Here is a 15,823-nt window from a genome sequence, read left to right on the forward strand (position 1 = left end):
GCCAACGGCCCGCCCCACGCCCGGCGGGCCTTGGCAGTGTTCTGCGTTGATTGTTTAATGGGCGCCCTTCACGGGATTAGGCGGCTTTTGAAATGGCTTTGATCGTACAGAAGTTTGGGGGGACCTCGGTCGGCACTGTCGAGCGCATCGAACAGGTGGCCGAGAAGGTGAAGAAGTTCCGCGAAGGCGGCGATGACATCGTGGTCGTGGTTTCCGCCATGAGCGGCGAAACCAACCGCCTGATCGATCTGGCCAAACAGATCAGCGAACAGCCGGTACCGCGTGAACTGGATGTGATGGTGTCCACCGGCGAGCAGGTGACCATCGCCCTGCTGGCCATGGCGCTGATCAAGCGTGGCGTACCGGCGGTCTCCTACACCGGCAACCAGGTGCGCATCCTTACCGACAGCGCCCACAACAAGGCGCGCATCCTGCAGATCGACGACCAGAAGATCCGCGCCGACCTCAAGGCGGGTCGCGTGGTTGTGGTCGCCGGCTTCCAGGGCGTGGATGAGCACGGCAACATCACCACCCTCGGCCGTGGCGGCTCCGACACCACAGGCGTGGCCCTGGCCGCAGCGCTGAAGGCTGAAGAGTGCCAGATCTATACCGATGTAGATGGCGTCTATACCACCGACCCGCGCGTGGTGCCCCAGGCCCAGCGCCTGGACAAGATCACCTTCGAAGAGATGCTGGAAATGGCCAGCCTCGGCTCCAAGGTGCTGCAAATCCGCTCGGTGGAGTTCGCCGGCAAATACAATGTCCCGCTGCGCGTGCTGCACAGCTTCCAGGAGGGTCCGGGCACCCTCATTACCCTTGATGAAGAGGAATCCATGGAACAGCCGATCATCTCCGGCATCGCCTTCAATCGCGACGAAGCCAAGCTGACCATCCGTGGCGTACCGGACATCCCCGGCGTGGCCTTCAAGATCCTGGGCCCGATCAGTGCGGCCAACATCGAAGTGGACATGATCGTGCAGAACGTGGCGCACGATAACACCACCGACTTCACCTTCACCGTCCATCGCAACGACTACCAGAACGCCCTGCGCGTGCTGGAGCAGACCGCCCGGGAAATCGGCGCCCGCGAAGTGATCGGCGACACCAAGATCGCCAAGGTCTCCATCGTTGGTGTCGGCATGCGCTCCCACGCGGGTGTCGCCAGCCGCATGTTCGAAGCCCTGGCCAAGGAAACCATCAACATCCAGATGATCTCCACCTCGGAAATCAAGGTTTCCGTGGTCATCGAAGAGAAGTACCTGGAGCTCGCGGTGCGCGCCCTGCACACCGCTTTCGAGCTGGACGCCCCGACCCGACAGGGCGAGTAAGGCAGCAAGCAAAAGGCGCGGCTCACCCCGCGCCTTTTGTCGTTTTTCTGGCTGCTCCGGTGGAACTTTCCTTTTGCCGGGGCTGGTCAATACTTGGGTGTAAGCTCCAGCGGCAGTTCCATGCTGGGGCCGTAACCATTTCTTTTTTGCAGACTGTTGTCCCGAAACGAATCCGTAAGGAGAAAGGAATGCTGATTCTGACTCGCCGGGTCGGAGAGACCCTGATGGTGGGTGACGATGTCACTGTGACCGTGTTAGGCGTGAAAGGTAATCAGGTGCGCATAGGCGTTAACGCCCCGAAGGAGGTTGCCGTGCACCGTGAAGAAATCTACCAGCGCATCCAGAAAGAGAAAGACCAGGAACCAAGCCACTAATTTTTCTGCATTTTTTGCTTTGCAAACGGGGAAAACATGGATATCATGCGCCCCGTGTTGCGGAGAGGTGGCCGAGTGGCCGAAGGCGCTCCCCTGCTAAGGGAGTACACCTCAAAAGGGTGTCGGGGGTTCGAATCCCCCCTTCTCCGCCATTATTTAGTGTTGTAGGACGGTTCAGCGCTAGATCGATAAGTTACTGAAACTTCTCGAAAAAGTAGTTGACCAAAGTGAAAACTTCCCTATAATGCGCGCCCACAACGCACTCATAGCTCAGCTGGATAGAGTACCCGGCTACGAACCGGGCGGTCGGAGGTTCGAATCCTCCTGAGTGCGCCATATTCAAGATTCACGGTTAATACCGGGATCATGAAGCAACCAGCGGTGATCTGGTCTAAAAGCACCGATACGCACTCATAGCTCAGCTGGATAGAGTACCCGGCTACGAACCGGGCGGTCGGAGGTTCGAATCCTCCTGAGTGCGCCATACCGAAAGGGCCTGCAGAAATGCAGGCCCTTTTTCTTTGTGCCTTCAGTGGCCGGCCTTCACGCAGCCTTCCTCGTCGAACGTCACCTGATGACTGGCGCCCTTCTTCGGCTTGTAGTGATAACTGACCCGGCCATTGCGGCTACTGATGCGATCCGGTTTTCCCAGTGCGCTCTCCACGTCCGTGCGGGTCATGCCGCTGCGAATCTGCTTGCGGATGATCGCCTGGCGGCGCTCCTGTTGGGAAATCAGACCGCCGCATGCGGCCTCCCTTTCACCTGCTACGACGACTTCCCTGAAATTTTCAGGACTTCCCCTGTTCGAAATCGGAACGTACCCGGCGTTTGCTTCCTGGCGGATCGGCTCGTTGCGCAGCAGGTTGGGCGTCCTGGTGCGCTGTTCTTCCATCCGGGTGCCCGGTGGGCAGCCATGCTGGTTGAAGCTGAGGTTGCCGTCGTCATCGCTGCAGCGAAAGACCTGAGCCGCGGATGGCGGGCTTCCGGGCCAGCAGGGCAGGGCAGCGAGGAGGATGATCGAGAGTCGTTTCATGGTGCCGTCTCCTTGGCGTGGGCTCTCGAGCGTATCCGGGTCTTTCGGCTTCGCGCGGGTGTCCTACAGTCAGTTGGAGGCGTCGCAGCAGGGTGTAGGGAATCTCAGCTTTGCGATGCAAGCGATTGTTCTTTCCATGATTTTGTAACGCGCGGGCCAGTAGGCGGTGGTATCATTGCGCGGTCAGCCCCGCCGGGGCATTCGGACAACCATCATGGACTTACCCAGTAGTTACTCAGAATCCCGATTGCACAATCGCGAAATGACTGTCTGACCCCTTCTGGCGTGCTCTGCCACTGGGGGTGGAGCGCGCTATATGACTGAAGTAGAAGCCAAAAAGCCGCAAGAGAGCCTGCAGGACCGTCTGGCCCAGGTAATCGATCTGCTGCATCGCCACAAGGTGGTGGAAGACCTGACGCATCGTCAGGAAGGCCAGCACCGCGACCTCGTTGAAAATCTCGTCCACCGGCAGAATCTCGCTGAGCTGCAGCGCAAGCTGGACGAGCTGCACCCGGCCGACATCGCCCACATCCTCGAAGCCTTGCCGCTGAACGATCGCCTGACCGTCTGGCAACTGGTCAAGGCCGAGCGCGACGGCGACATCCTCCTCGAAGTTTCCGACGCCGTTCGTGAATCGCTGATCGCCGACATGGATGATCACGAGCTGCTCGCCGCCGCCAAGGAAATGGATGCCGACGAGTTGGCCGACCTCGCGCCCGAGCTGCCGCGCGATGTGATCCACGAACTGATGGAATCCCTCGATGCGCAGCAGCGCGAGCGCGTTCGCTCGGTGCTGTCCTACGAGGAAGATCAGGTCGGCGCGCTGATGGACTTCGAGATGGTCACCATCCGCGACGATGTGGCCCTGGAAGTGGTGCTCCGCTATCTGCGCCGCCTCAAGGAGCTGCCCGGCCATACCGACAAGCTCTTCGTGGTGGATTACGACGGCGTCCTCCAGGGTGTGCTGCCGATCAAGCGTCTGCTGGTGAACGACCCGGAGAAGCTGGTGGCTGAAGTCATGGCTACCGATCCGGTGAGCTTCCACCCTGACGAAGACGCCTATGACGCGGCTCAGGCGTTCGAACGTTACGACCTGGTATCCGCCCCGGTGGTGGACAAGAACGGCAAGCTTATCGGTCGTCTGACCATCGACGAGATGGTCGACCTGATCCGTGAGGAGAGCGAGAGCGAAGTCCTCAGCATGGCCGGTCTGCGCGAAGAGGAAGACATCTTCGCCTCGGTCTGGAAGTCAGTGGGCAACCGCTGGGCCTGGCTGGCGGTCAACCTGGTCACCGCCTTTATCGCCTCGAGGGTCATCGGCCTGTTCGAGGGCTCTATCGAAAAGCTGGTGGCCCTGGCTGCCCTGATGCCCATCGTTGCCGGTATCGGCGGCAACTCCGGCAACCAGACCATCACCATGATCGTCCGCGCCATGGCGCTGGACCAGGTGGGCACGGGCAATACATCGCGCCTGGTGCGCAAGGAGCTCGGCGTGGCCCTGATCAATGGCCTGATCTGGGGCGGGGTGATCGGCCTGGTGGCCTACTACCTCTACGGCAGCTGGTCCCTGGGCGCGGTGATGACCGGTGCCATGACGCTCAATCTCCTGCTGGCGGCGCTGATGGGGGTGATGATCCCCATGACCCTGGTGCGCATGGGGCGCGATCCGGCCATGGGCGCCAGCGTGATGATCACCGCCATGACCGACAGCGGTGGCTTCTTCATCTTCCTGGGGCTGGCCACGCTGTTCCTGCTCTGATCGCCCCAGTCAAAAAAGCCGCCCCTCGGGCGGCTTTTTCATGTATGGGGGCAGGCAGGCGTGAGCGGCCGTGCCGAAACTCGCCGCGCAGCCATGAAAAAACCGGCAAATGCCGGCTTCTTCAATCGATGCGGGATGGCCTCAGGACTCTTCGGCCGCAGCCAGTTCCGCGTCGTGGGCGATCAGTGCGACCAGTGCATTCTGCTGGCGCCGCGACAGCTGGCGGAAGCGTTGCAGCAACTCGCGTTCGTGCAGGGTCAGCTCCGGGCTGTCCAGGCGCAAGGAAACGCCTTCATCCAGCGCGCCTTCCTGAAGCATGCTTTGCTCGAGGCGGGCGATTATTTCGGAGTTCATGCTGCGGTGGTGGTTGCGGGCCACGACAGCGATGCGTTCGCGCATGCCCTCGGGGAGGCGTACGACGAATTTGTCAGCCGTGCGACTGGAATAAATAGCCTGTTTCATAGGGCGCATACATTCAACCGGTTAGTTCAGGAAAGCGATGCTGGCGATGAGCTGCAAGATTGTCACCGGTTTGACTGTCCTTGGCAGCAATTGTTCAACCAGTCCCGCGATTCGAATCGGTATGACCCTGAGGTCAGCAAAACGTTTCCTTGACGTCAATTTGGTGTCAGATTGTGATTGGAATGGCGGCTTTTTGCCAGCTCCAATTGTCCGATTTGCGATTGGTTGATCACTCCGCTTATTCCCAATTCGCTGTAGGACGACCTCTGCGCACCGGTGCACCCGACCTTGTCCTGTCGCCACGGATGCATTTGCTGCCCTGCTGGTTGATTACGGCCACATGATGCCTTCTCGCCATCACCTTTAAGGGTAGCCGTTGTTGTCTGACCACGCTGCGTGCGAAAGAGTCCTTTGATCCTGCGCAAAACGGGTTCAGAATTTTCGCATTGCTACCCCGTTCTCATTTCGGGCTCGATTCAGGGCCCGGATCTCGTTCTTCCAGGTGTTCAGATGACAGGCAGGCTGATCTATCTCATAGGTCCTTCCGGCTCCGGCAAGGACAGCGTGCTCGATGCGGCGCGTGCGACTCTGGCGGGGCAAGGTTGCCGCGTCGCCCGTCGGGTCATTACCCGTTCCGCCGAAGCCAGCGGCGAAGCGGCCGAAGCCGTCAGCTCCGAGGAGTTCGCCCAGCGCGAAGCCCGGGGGGAGTTCGCCATGAGCTGGTACGCCAATGGCTTGTCCTACGGCATCCCCGCTCTGATCGACGACTGGATGGCCACGGGCGACGATGTGCTGGTGAACGGCTCACGCGGCTACCTGCCGGAAGCCCGGCGGCGCTATCCGCACCTGCTGGCCGTGCTGCTGACGGTGGAGGACGAGACGCTGCGCCAGCGCCTGCATGCCCGTGGTCGTGAGTCGGCGGAGGAGATCGAAGCCCGCCTGGCGCGCAATGCCGGCTTCGCCGATACCCTGCTGGCCGGCGAGAATCCCGACCTCTGCCTGCTGGACAACTCCGGCTCCCTGGCCCAGACCTGCCAGCGTCTGCTGCAGCTCATCGAGGACCATCGCCCGGCCGCGTGGCCGGACTCCGCCTGAACCTCAGTCCAGCGGCAATTCCGTGGTGCGCTTGACCTCGCTCATGGCGATGTTCGAGTGCGCCTCCAGCACGTGCGGGCGTTGCAGCAGCTGGTCGCGCAGGAAGCGCTCGTAGCTGGCGATGTCGCGCGCCACCACTTTCAGCAGGTAATCCGAACCACCGGCCATGGTGTAGCACTCCAGCACCTCGGGGTAGCCGACGATGGCTTCCTCGAACTCGGTGAGGTGGTTGCGGCCGTGGGCGGATAGCTTGATGTTGACGAACACGGTGATCGAAAAGCCCAGCAGCCTGGGATTGAGCAAGGCCACCTTGCGCTCGATCAGTCCTTCTTCCTGCATGCGGTGGATGCGTCGCCAGCAGGGCGATTGCGACAGTTCCACCTTTTCCGCCACCTCGGCGGCGGACAAGTCGGCGTCGTGTTGCAGCAGGCGGAGGATCTTGCGGTCGATGGGGCTGAGTGGGTTCTGCATGAATCAGTCCGGAATCTTTTTCTTGTTGGAAGGATCATGCGCAAGTCTGGCCTTGTGGCTCGAAAATAGAAAGAAAAAATCGGCACCGATAAGTCACAGTCTTGCTACGTGTCCGACGCAGTGATCCTGCGCCGGGCTGAACAACAGATGGCAGCTACCCTTGCCATCGAGGTCGCCATAAAAACAACAGGAGCGCCCGCATGTCTCTGGCCGAGATCCGCCTGGATGACAAATACCGTCTCGCAACCGGTCACCTCTACCTCACCGGCACACAGGCACTCACCCGCCTGCCGATGCTGCAGCGTCAACGGGACCAAGCCCACGGTCTGAACACCGCCTGCTTCATCTCCGGCTACCGGGGTTCGCCCTTGGGCAACCTCGACAAGAGCCTCTGGGAAGCCAAATCCTTCCTCAAGGAAAACCACATCCACTTCCAGCCGGGCGTCAACGAAGAACTGGCCGCCACCGCTTGCTGGGGCAGCCAGCAGACCAGCCTGTTCCCCGGTGCCCGCTACGACGGCGTGTTCTCCATGTGGTACGGCAAGGGCCCGGGCGTGGATCGCTGCGGCGACGTCTTCAAGCACGGCAACTCCGCCGGCGTTTCGGCCCATGGCGGTGTCCTCCTGCTGGCCGGTGACGACCACGGCTGCAAATCCTCCAGCATCGCCAACCAGAGCGAGCACGCCTTCATCGGTGCGTCCATCCCGGTGCTGAACCCGGCCAACGTCCAGGAAATCCTCGACTACGGCATCATCGGCTGGGAGCTGTCGCGCTACAGCGGCTGCTGGGTCGCCCTGAAAACCATCGCCGAGAACGTCGACTCCTCCGCCGTGGTGGATGTGGACCCGCTGCGGATCGAGGTGAAGATCCCGGAAGACTTCGTCCTGCCGGAAGACGGCGTGCACATCCGCTGGCCGGACCCGCCCCTGGCGCAGGAAAAGCGCCTGAACATGTACAAGATCTACGCCGCCCGCGCCTTCGCCCGTGCCAACAACCTCAACCAGGTGATGCTGGATTCCCCGAACCCGCGCCTTGGCATCATCACCACCGGCAAGTCCTACCTCGACGTGCGACAGGCGCTGAACGACCTTGGCCTGGACGAGGAACTGTGCGCCAAGGTCGGTCTGCGGGTGCTCAAGGTCGGCATGAGCTGGCCGCTGGAACCTGTCTCCGTCCACGAATTCGCCGAAGGCCTGGACGAAATCCTGGTGGTGGAAGAAAAGCGCAGCGTCATCGAGGACCAGGTCACCGGCCAGCTCTACAACTGGCCTGTGGATAAACGCCCGCGCGTGGTGGGTGAGTTCGACGAAGAAGGCACCTCCCTGCTGCCCAACCTCAGCGAGCTGACCCCGGCCATGATCGCCCGCGTCATCGCCAAGCGCCTGGCGCCCATCTACTCCAGCGAGCAGATCGAGTCCCGCCTGGCCTTCCTCGCCGCCAAGGAAAAGGCCCTGGCCGCGCCCAAGCACACGACCGTGCGCACCCCGCACTTCTGCTCCGGCTGCCCGCACAACAGCTCCACCAAACTGCCGGAAGGTAGCCGCGCCCAAGGCGGTATCGGTTGCCACTACATGACCCAGTGGATGGACCGCAATACCGACACCTACACCCAGATGGGCGGGGAGGGCGCCACCTGGATCGGCCAGGCCCCCTTCACCGAAACCCCGCACATCTTCCAGAACCTGGGTGACGGCACCTACTTCCACTCCGGCCAACTGGCCCTGCGCGCGGCCGTCGCCGCCGGGGTCAACATCACCTACAAGATTCTCTACAACGATGCTGTGGCCATGACCGGCGGCCAGCCGATCGACGGCGAACTGCGTGTCGACCAGCTCAGCCATCAGGTCTTCGCCGAAGGCGTGAAGCGCATCGCCCTGGTCACCGACGAGCCGGAGAAGTACCCGAATCGCGCCACCTTCGCGCCCATCGTCAGCTTCCACCACCGCCGCGAACTGGATGCCGTGCAGCGCGAATTGCGCGAGTTCAAGGGCGTGTCGGTGCTGATCTACGATCAGACCTGCGCCACCGAAAAGCGCCGTCGCCGCAAGCGCGGCAAGCTGGTGGACCCGGCCAAGCGTGCCTTCATCAACCCGGCTGTGTGCGAGGGTTGCGGCGATTGCAGCGTGAAATCCAACTGCCTGTCCGTGCTGCCGCTGGAAACCGAACTGGGCCGCAAGCGCCAGATCGACCAGAACGCCTGCAACAAGGACTTCTCCTGCGTCGAAGGTTTCTGCCCGAGCTTCGTCACCGTACACGGTGGCAGCTTGCGCAAGCCTGAGGCGGCGGGTGCCAAGGCACTCTTCGTGGCCCTGCCGGAACCGCGCCAGCCGAGCCTGGCCCGTCCCTGGAATATCCTCCTGCCCGGCGTTGGCGGCAGCGGCGTGACCACGGTCGGCGCGCTGCTGGGTATGGCCGCGCACATCGAAGGCAAGGGCTGCACCGTGCTCGACCAGGCCGGTCTGGCGCAGAAATTCGGCCCGGTGATCACTCACATCCGCATCGCCGCCAAGCAGGACGACATCTACGCCGTGCGCATCGCCGCCGGTGAAACCGACCTGCTGCTGGGCTGCGACCTGGTGGTGACCGCCAGCGAGGAAGCCCTCGCCAAGCTCAACGACCGCATCGCCCATGCCGTGGTCAACAGTCATGAAGCGGCTACCGCCGAGTTCACCCGCAACCCCGATGCCCAGGTGCCTGGCGCAGCGATGCGCGAAGCGCTGATGGAAGCGGTGGGTGAGGCCAAGACCCACTTCGTTGACGCCACCCGCCTGGCCACGCGCCTGCTGGGTGACAGCATCGCCACCAACCTCTTCATGCTCGGCTACGCCTACCAGAAGGGTCTGGTGCCCATCTCCGCCGAAGCCATCGAAAAGGCTGTCGAGCTGAACGGCGTTTCGGTGACTCTCAACCAGCAGGCCTTCCTCTGGGGCCGCCGCGCTGCCCACGACCTGGCGGCGGTGGAAAAACTCGCCAAGCCGGCCGAAGTGGAAGCCCCGCGCTGCGAGACCCTGGAAGAGATCGTCCAGCACCGCGCCGACCACCTGCGCGCCTACCAGGACGCCACCTACGCCGAGCGCTATCGCGCCCTGGTGGAGCGCGTGCGCCAGGCCGACAGCGGTGAGGACAAGGCCTTGACCCGTGCGGTGGCCCGCGCCTACGCCAAGCTGCTGGCCTACAAGGACGAGTACGAAGTGGCGCGCCTCTACAGCGACGACACCTTCCGCAAGCAGCTGGAGGAGCAGTTCGAGGGTGATTACCACCTGGAATTCCACCTGGCGCCGTCCTGGCTGGCCAAGCCCGATCCGGTCACTGGCGAACCGCGCAAGCGTCGCTTCGGCCCCTGGATGCTCAAGGCCTTCGGCGTGCTGGCCCGCTTCAAGGTCCTCCGTGGCAGCGCCTTCGACCTCTTCGGCTACAGCGAAGAGCGCAAGCTCGAACGCCAGCTGATTGGCGAGTACGAAGCCCTGGTGGACCTGCTGATCAAGGAGCTGAAGCCGAGCAACTACGCCACCGCCGTCGCCCTGGCCCAACTGCCGGAACAGATCCGTGGCTACGGCCCGGTGAAGGAACGCGCCCTGGCCAAGGTGCGCGAGCAGGAGAAGCAGCTCCGTGCCCGCCTCACCGCCAGCGAGATCCAGGTCCTGCACCTGTTCGACCCGGCCGCCTGACCTCAATGCCGCTCTGAACCTCCCCCCTCTCCCGCTTGCGGAAGAGGGGCCGGGGGAGAGGCGCTCTTCGCTTTGAAACACGCCAATACCGAATCGAGGAACTTCCATGTCCGTCTTCACCCACGTCGAGTTCGATCATCACGAGCAAGTGGTCTTCGGCCACGACAAGGCCTCCGGCCTCAAGGCCGTCATCGCCATCCACAACAGCAACCTCGGCCCGGCCCTGGGCGGCTGCCGCATGTGGCCCTACCTGAATGACGAACAGGCTCTGCGCGACGTTCTGCGCCTGTCCCGTGGCATGACCTACAAGTCCGCCCTGGCCAACCTGCCGCTGGGTGGTGGCAAGGCCGTGATCATTGGCGACCCGCATCGCGACAAGAGCGAAGCGCTGTTCCAGGCCATGGGCGATTTCGTCGACAGCCTGGGTGGCCGCTACATCACCGCCGCCGACTCCGGCACCGGCGTCACCGAAATGCGCATCATGGCCGAGCGCAGCCGCCACGTGGCCGGCGCCGGCACCCGCCAAGCCCTGGGCGGCGGTGTGCGTGACGGCAATCCTTCGCCGTCCACGGCCTATGGCACCTATGTCGGCATTCGCGTGGCGGTGAAGCATCGCCTCGGTCGTGACGACCTGACTGGCCTGAAGGTGGCCATCCAGGGTGTCGGCGAAGTGGGTTTCAGCCTCGGCAAACACCTCAAGGACGCGGGCGCCCAGCTCTGGGTCTGTGACATTCACGAACCCAACGCGCGCCGCGCCGCCGAACAACTGGGCGCCCAGGTGGTGGGGCAGAACGAGATCTACGGCCTGGACGTCGATGTCTTCGCCCCCTGCGCCCTCGGCGGCATCATCAATCCGCAGACCCTTGAGGCCCTGCGTGCTCCGATCATCGCCGGCGCTGCCAACAACCAACTGGCCGACACCGGCCTGGCCGAGGAACTGCGTCGTCGCGGCACCCTCTACGCACCGGACTATGCCATCAACGCCGGCGGCATCATCGACGTCTGGTACGAGCGCAGCGGCGGCAGTGAAGATGCCCTGCGCAAGCATGTCGAAGGCATCGGCGAGACCCTGCGGGAGATCTTCGTGCGTGCTGACAGCGAAGGTCGCACCACCACCGCGGTGGCTGACCTCCTGGCCGAAGAGCGCTTCGGGCGCTGAGGACGTCGCCTCGCGGGACACCGGTCCCGCGAGGCATGACAAATCACGCAGACGTCGCTAACATGCCGCCCGTCCTCCCGACTCACCGGCCTGGTGAGTCCGCCGTGTCCCAGTAGCTCAATTGGATAGAGCATCCCCCTCCTAAGGGGAAGGTTGGTGGTTCGAACCCACTCTGGGACGCCATATATTCCGCGGCTTCGAGCCAATTCTCCTACCAGCAGGCATTACCTGATCCAGGTGAGCAACCATCTGGGCCCCGGTCAGCATTTCGGGCAGCTACCCACGCCTTCATCGAACAGGTGCCGGACGTCGCCGGCATGCTGGAAAGGAACTGACCGCGTTGAAATAAAAAAGGCATGCCCGGCAGGGCATGCCCAAGGATCGGTGCCAGGAATACGCTGTGGACCATGGCACCGTTGGCTCAGGTGGGCGCCATCAAGCGTCCTGGGTTTCCTGCCAGGCCTCGTACAAGTCCTTGCCTTCGTCACGCGCCGGTTGATAGATGAGCTTCATCTCGCGCTGCTCGAGGGGGCGCGCGATTTCCACGTAGCCACGCTCGGCGGACAGCTCGTAGGGTTCGCCGTCTTCGTTGGAATAGGCGTAGTAGACCTTGCTGACACCGGCCAGGTACATGGCGGTCAGGCACATCGAGCACGGGTAGCCGCTGGCGTAGACCACCGCGCCGGTCAGGTCCGTGCTGCCCAGGGCCTTGGCCGCAGCGCGAACGGCCTGCATTTCGGCATGGGCGGTGGGGTCGCAGGTGGTGTCTACCTCGTTGACCGATCGGGCCAGGACCTGGCCGTCCTTGACCAGCACGGCGCCGAACGGCCAGTTCTTGCGCTCGCGCACGTTTTCCATGGCAAGGCGGATCGAATCGATCAAGTGGGTCTCGGCATTGGACATGAATCGTCTCCTTTCGTGGGGTTGGGTTAGCTGCCGCGGTAGGTCGAGAAGCTCCACGGCGAGCAGATCAGCGGCACGTGGTAGTGCTGCGCCGGATCGAAAACGGTGAACCTCACCGGCACGACGTCGGTGAGCGCGACCTGGTCCTTGAAGTGCGCGCCGATCGCGAAACGCAGTTCGAAGTCGCCCGCCCTGGCTGCGTCGGCGGCCAGCATGGGGGCGTCCGTGCGGCCATCGGCATTGCTGATGGTGCGGTTCAGCAACGTGGGCGGGGTGGTGTCCAGGTCGTAGAGTTCGATCGGCACACCGGCGATGGGCTTGCCTGTCGCGAGGTCGAGAACGTGGGTGCTGATGCCAGCCATACGCTTGCTCCGAAGTGGGGGGATGGGGCCGTGGCAATGACTCGCTCAACTGCCGCGGTAGTACCCGTAGTTCCACGGCCCGAACTGCACGGGCAGGTGCAGGCGTTGCTCCGTGCTGGTTACCCGGAAGCGGATGGGCACCTTGGACAGGAACGAAGGGGACGGCAGCCGTGCCCCTTTCATCCGGTAGTAGTCGTCGATGTGCAGGAGCAGCTCGTAGTTGCCGACCTGGTAGCTGTCGTCGATCAGCAGCGGCGCTTCGGTGCGGCCGTTCTGGTTGATCACCAGCTTCTGCAGCAGGACCGGGCGGTCCTGGTCCATCCGCGAGAACGTCACCTGCAGGCCTGTCGCGGCCGCGCCGTGATAGGTGTCGAGGATGTGGATCGTCAGCCGCGGGCTCACACCGTGCAGCGAGATCGGCCCCGCGGCCTGCGCAGGCTGCAGGCCAGCACCCGAGGGATTGGAACATGCCTGGCGGGACATCAGCAGGCCGCCGGCCATGGCGATCGTGCCCATGACGAACTGCCGGCGATTGGGATGAAGGATGTCAGTCATGGATCAACCCTCCTTGCGACGCGCATGGGCGATGCCGACGATCACCAGCACCGCGGCCAGCAGTTCGATCGCCGCTACCAGGTAGAGCCCCGGGGCGAGACTGCCCGTGGCGTTCTTGACCAGCCCCAGCACATAGGGCGCACCGAAGCCGGCCAGGTTCGACACCGAGTTGATCAGGGCGACGCCGATGGCCGCGGCGCTGCCCGCCAGGTACAGGTTGGGCAACTGCCAGAAGACCGGAATCGCGCTCATGGTGCCCGCCAGCGCGATCACCATGGCGGCCATGACCAGGGCGGGCATGATGCTGGTGGCGCCGAGCAGCGTCGCCATCACCGCCATGGCCAGGGCGGCGAAGCCGGCGGGCAGCGCGAAGTGCCAGCAAACCTCCTTGCTGCGGTCGGAGTGGGTGCCGTTGAGGATCATCCCGGCGGCGCCGAAGACGTAGGCGAGGGCGGCGATCCATCCGATCACCATGGGCGTGCCGAAGCCCGCGTCACGGATGATGGTGGGGATCCAGAAGGTCAATGCCGAGTTCGCGCACAAGAGGCAGAAGAAGATCGCGATCAGCAGCCAGACCTTCGGGTTGCGGAACAGCGTGCGCCAGTCATGCCCACGCTCGCCCATCGCGCGCCGGTCCTGCTCCAGGACGTTGCCGATGACCTGTTTTTCGGCGGCCGTCAGCCACGTTGCCTGCTCCGGGCGATCGGTCATGTAGAAGTACGCCACGATACCGGCCAGCACCGAGGGGATCCCTTCGAGCACGAACAGCCACTGCCAGCCGTGCTGGCCGGCCACGCCGTCCATCGAGGTCATGATGCTGCCCGCCAGCGGCCCACCGATCACGCCGGCGATGGCAGATGCCGACATGAAGGTGCCAAAGGCCTTTGCACGACGGGAGCTGGGGTACCAGTAGGTGAGGTAGAGGATGATCCCGGGATAGAAGCCAGCCTCGAAGGCCCCCAGGAGGAAGCGCAGGATGTAGAACTGCGTCGGGGTGGTGACGAGCGACTGGAGGATGCAGATGACGCCCCAGCCGATGGTGATGCGCATGATCGTCTTCTTCGCCCCGATTTTCTGCAGCAGGGCGTTGGACGGGACTTCAAAGAAGAAATAACCGAGGAAGAAGATGCCGGCACCCAGGCCGTAGACCGCCTCGCTGAACTGGAGCGAGTCGAGCATCTGCAACTTGGCGAACCCGATGTTCACCCGGTCCAGCCACGCCAGTACCCACAGGGTGCAGAGGAAGGGAAGCAGCCGCCATGAGACCTTGCGGTACACGGTGTCTTCGGCGCAAGACTCCGTGGCGGAATGAATTGACGCGTGCTGTTCAGTCACAGACATGGGTAACTCCTGCAAGGAATCGACCTGCCAGAGCCGCGAACGCACCGACCGTGAATCGGGACTGCCGCATCAACGACTGTGAGGGCCGTATTTTTGTTGTGGACCCTCACCATAGGCCAGCATCAGGCGCACCAACATCGCTGTGGCGTTATAGACCCCATAGCAAACTCGTAGTCATTCAGGAATGAAGCCGCCTGGAGGGCTGGATTCGATTGTCGCGGTGCAGGCCTGAGGCGCTTTACATTGCTGCTTTCGCAGCCCTGCCAGTAAAGTGAAATCGATAACCGACGATAAAACCCTGCGGATTTAGGGAGCGCCATGCGAAGCGATGAGCCATTGGACACTTACCTCCTGCGTGTCCTGTGCACCCTGGTCGAGGAAAGGAGCGTTTCCCGTACCGCCATCCGGATGAACCAGTCGCAGCCGGCGTTGAGCACCGCGCTCAAGCGGCTGAGGAAGCTGTTCGGCGATCCGCTGTTGATCCGGGAAAAGAACGCGATGGTGCCGACCGAACGCGCGCTGCAGCTGGTACAGGACGCGCAGGTCGCACTCAACGCGCTGGACAAGATGCTCAGCGCCGACGAGGTGTTCGACCCGCTGCGCTCGGAGCGAACCTACACCATTGCCATGCCGGACTACCTGGCGCCGCCGTTCCTGGCGGACCTGGTCCGCAGGTTCCGGCAAAGCGCTCCACGATCGAAGCTGGTGACCTTGCCGCTGGGGAGCGAGTACGACTATGAGAAAGCCCTGGCCGAGGGGCAGGTGGACCTCGTCATCGGCAACTGGCCGACCCCTCCCGAACACCTGCACATGGCCGTCCTGCTCGAGGACGAGGTGGTCTGCCTGATGGCCAGGGACCACCCGTTGGGCAAGGCCGGCAAGCTCACGGCGCAGAGCTACATCAATGCCTCCCACCTGGTGCCGCTGCCTTACTCCAGCTCCCAGCGTGGCGTGGTGGAGAGCACCTTGGCCACCCTGCGCCTGAGCCGCAGCAAGCAGGTATCCTGCCCTTACTTCACCCTGGCGCCGTACCTGGTGGGCGAGTCGGACCTGATCCTGACCACGGCGCGGCACTTCGCCGCCTACTATGCGCGCCGCCTGCCGCTGGTCATCAAGCCCTCGCCCTTCGACTTCCCGCTGATGCGCTTCTACGCCCTGTGGCATCCGAACAAGCATCGCTCCAAGGCCCATGCCTGGCTGCGTGGGCTGCTGTCCGACAGTGCCGGCGTGCTCAAGACGGTCTCTGGCAGCGCCTAGGCAAGCGGCCATCGCCGGGCTGCACCCCAGCACGGACGCGGGAAATGCGTCGATTG

At 63.2% G+C, this 15,823-nt stretch carries 14 protein-coding genes and 4 tRNA genes; 11 read left to right on the forward strand and 7 right to left on the reverse strand.

Annotated features, from left to right (window positions below):
* Nucleotides 1-92 precede the first annotated feature (92 nt).
* The 5 genes from ACFW0H_RS12085 (at nucleotide 93) to ACFW0H_RS12105 (ending at nucleotide 2,186) form a co-directional block, all read left to right on the forward strand.
* Nucleotides 93-1,328: an aspartate kinase gene (locus ACFW0H_RS12085; protein ID WP_422914144.1), complete on the forward strand. Its 1,236-nt coding sequence runs from the start codon at nucleotides 93-95 to the stop codon at nucleotides 1,326-1,328.
* 188 nt (nucleotides 1,329-1,516) lie between these two features.
* Nucleotides 1,517-1,702, forward strand: coding sequence for a carbon storage regulator CsrA (gene csrA, locus ACFW0H_RS12090; protein WP_003283978.1), 186 nt, complete (start codon nucleotides 1,517-1,519; stop codon nucleotides 1,700-1,702).
* 61 nt (nucleotides 1,703-1,763) lie between these two features.
* Nucleotides 1,764-1,854: transfer RNA gene (locus tag ACFW0H_RS12095), tRNA-Ser, on the forward strand.
* Nucleotides 1,855-1,961: 107 nt separating this feature from the next.
* Nucleotides 1,962-2,038, forward strand: a tRNA-Arg gene (locus ACFW0H_RS12100).
* Nucleotides 2,039-2,109: 71 nt separating this feature from the next.
* Nucleotides 2,110-2,186, forward strand: a tRNA-Arg gene (locus ACFW0H_RS12105).
* Nucleotides 2,187-2,231: 45 nt separating this feature from the next.
* On the opposite strand, the gene ACFW0H_RS12110 is transcribed toward ACFW0H_RS12105, so the two are convergent.
* Entirely contained in the window at nucleotides 2,232-2,735 is a 504-nt protein-coding gene (locus ACFW0H_RS12110) for a DUF4124 domain-containing protein (RefSeq protein ID WP_422914145.1), read from the reverse strand.
* A 316-nt stretch (nucleotides 2,736-3,051) separates the two neighbouring features.
* On the opposite strand from ACFW0H_RS12110, the gene mgtE reads away from it, so the two are divergent.
* Nucleotides 3,052-4,494: a magnesium transporter gene (mgtE, locus tag ACFW0H_RS12115; RefSeq protein ID WP_422914146.1), complete on the forward strand. Its 1,443-nt coding sequence runs from the start codon at nucleotides 3,052-3,054 to the stop codon at nucleotides 4,492-4,494.
* A gap of 141 nt (nucleotides 4,495-4,635) precedes the next feature.
* Here the strand turns inward: mgtE and ACFW0H_RS12120 are convergent, their stop codons facing one another.
* Entirely contained in the window at nucleotides 4,636-4,965 is a 330-nt protein-coding gene (locus ACFW0H_RS12120; RefSeq protein ID WP_422914147.1) for an Arc family DNA-binding protein, read from the reverse strand.
* Between the two features lie 501 nt (nucleotides 4,966-5,466).
* Between ACFW0H_RS12120 and phnN the strand changes: the two genes are divergently transcribed.
* A complete protein-coding gene (gene phnN / locus ACFW0H_RS12125) occupies nucleotides 5,467-6,051 on the forward strand; it encodes a phosphonate metabolism protein/1,5-bisphosphokinase (PRPP-forming) PhnN (RefSeq protein WP_422914148.1) in 585 nt (194 codons plus the stop codon).
* Between the two features lie 3 nt (nucleotides 6,052-6,054).
* On the opposite strand, the gene ACFW0H_RS12130 is transcribed toward phnN, so the two are convergent.
* Entirely contained in the window at nucleotides 6,055-6,522 is a 468-nt protein-coding gene (locus ACFW0H_RS12130) for an Lrp/AsnC family transcriptional regulator (protein WP_422914149.1), read from the reverse strand.
* Nucleotides 6,523-6,722: 200 nt separating this feature from the next.
* Here ACFW0H_RS12130 and ACFW0H_RS12135 point away from each other — a divergent pair, with 200 nt between their 5' ends.
* From ACFW0H_RS12135 to ACFW0H_RS12145, 3 genes are all read left to right on the forward strand, one after another.
* Nucleotides 6,723-10,190: an indolepyruvate ferredoxin oxidoreductase family protein gene (locus tag ACFW0H_RS12135; RefSeq protein WP_422914150.1), complete on the forward strand. Its 3,468-nt coding sequence runs from the start codon at nucleotides 6,723-6,725 to the stop codon at nucleotides 10,188-10,190.
* A gap of 106 nt (nucleotides 10,191-10,296) precedes the next feature.
* Nucleotides 10,297-11,349 (forward strand): Glu/Leu/Phe/Val dehydrogenase dimerization domain-containing protein, encoded by a 1,053-nt coding sequence (locus tag ACFW0H_RS12140; RefSeq protein WP_422914151.1) that lies wholly within the window; start codon nucleotides 10,297-10,299, stop codon nucleotides 11,347-11,349.
* A 106-nt stretch (nucleotides 11,350-11,455) separates the two neighbouring features.
* Nucleotides 11,456-11,532: transfer RNA gene (locus ACFW0H_RS12145), tRNA-Arg, on the forward strand.
* Between the two features lie 252 nt (nucleotides 11,533-11,784).
* On the opposite strand, the gene ACFW0H_RS12150 is transcribed toward ACFW0H_RS12145, so the two are convergent.
* The 4 genes from ACFW0H_RS12150 to ACFW0H_RS12165 are packed head-to-tail and all read right to left on the reverse strand — an operon-like array spanning nucleotide 11,785 to nucleotide 14,510.
* Nucleotides 11,785-12,252: a nucleoside deaminase gene (locus ACFW0H_RS12150; RefSeq protein WP_422914152.1), complete on the reverse strand. Its 468-nt coding sequence runs from the start codon at nucleotides 12,250-12,252 to the stop codon at nucleotides 11,785-11,787.
* A 26-nt stretch (nucleotides 12,253-12,278) separates the two neighbouring features.
* Nucleotides 12,279-12,614 carry a hydroxyisourate hydrolase gene (uraH, locus tag ACFW0H_RS12155; RefSeq protein ID WP_422914153.1) on the reverse strand — a complete coding sequence of 112 codons (336 nt, stop codon included), beginning with the start codon at nucleotides 12,612-12,614 and terminating at the stop codon, nucleotides 12,279-12,281.
* Nucleotides 12,615-12,659: 45 nt separating this feature from the next.
* Entirely contained in the window at nucleotides 12,660-13,169 is a 510-nt protein-coding gene (gene uraH / locus ACFW0H_RS12160) for a hydroxyisourate hydrolase (RefSeq protein ID WP_422914154.1), read from the reverse strand.
* Between the two features lie 3 nt (nucleotides 13,170-13,172).
* Nucleotides 13,173-14,510, reverse strand: a complete 1,338-nt coding sequence (locus ACFW0H_RS12165) for an MFS transporter (protein ID WP_422914155.1) — start codon at nucleotides 14,508-14,510, stop codon at nucleotides 13,173-13,175.
* A gap of 336 nt (nucleotides 14,511-14,846) precedes the next feature.
* Here ACFW0H_RS12165 and ACFW0H_RS12170 point away from each other — a divergent pair, with 336 nt between their 5' ends.
* Nucleotides 14,847-15,767, forward strand: coding sequence for a LysR substrate-binding domain-containing protein (locus tag ACFW0H_RS12170; protein WP_422914156.1), 921 nt, complete (start codon nucleotides 14,847-14,849; stop codon nucleotides 15,765-15,767).
* Nucleotides 15,768-15,823 lie beyond the last annotated feature (56 nt).

This window comes from Metapseudomonas cellulosilytica, from assembly GCF_049334135.1.
Classification (GTDB): domain Bacteria; phylum Pseudomonadota; class Gammaproteobacteria; order Pseudomonadales; family Pseudomonadaceae; genus Metapseudomonas.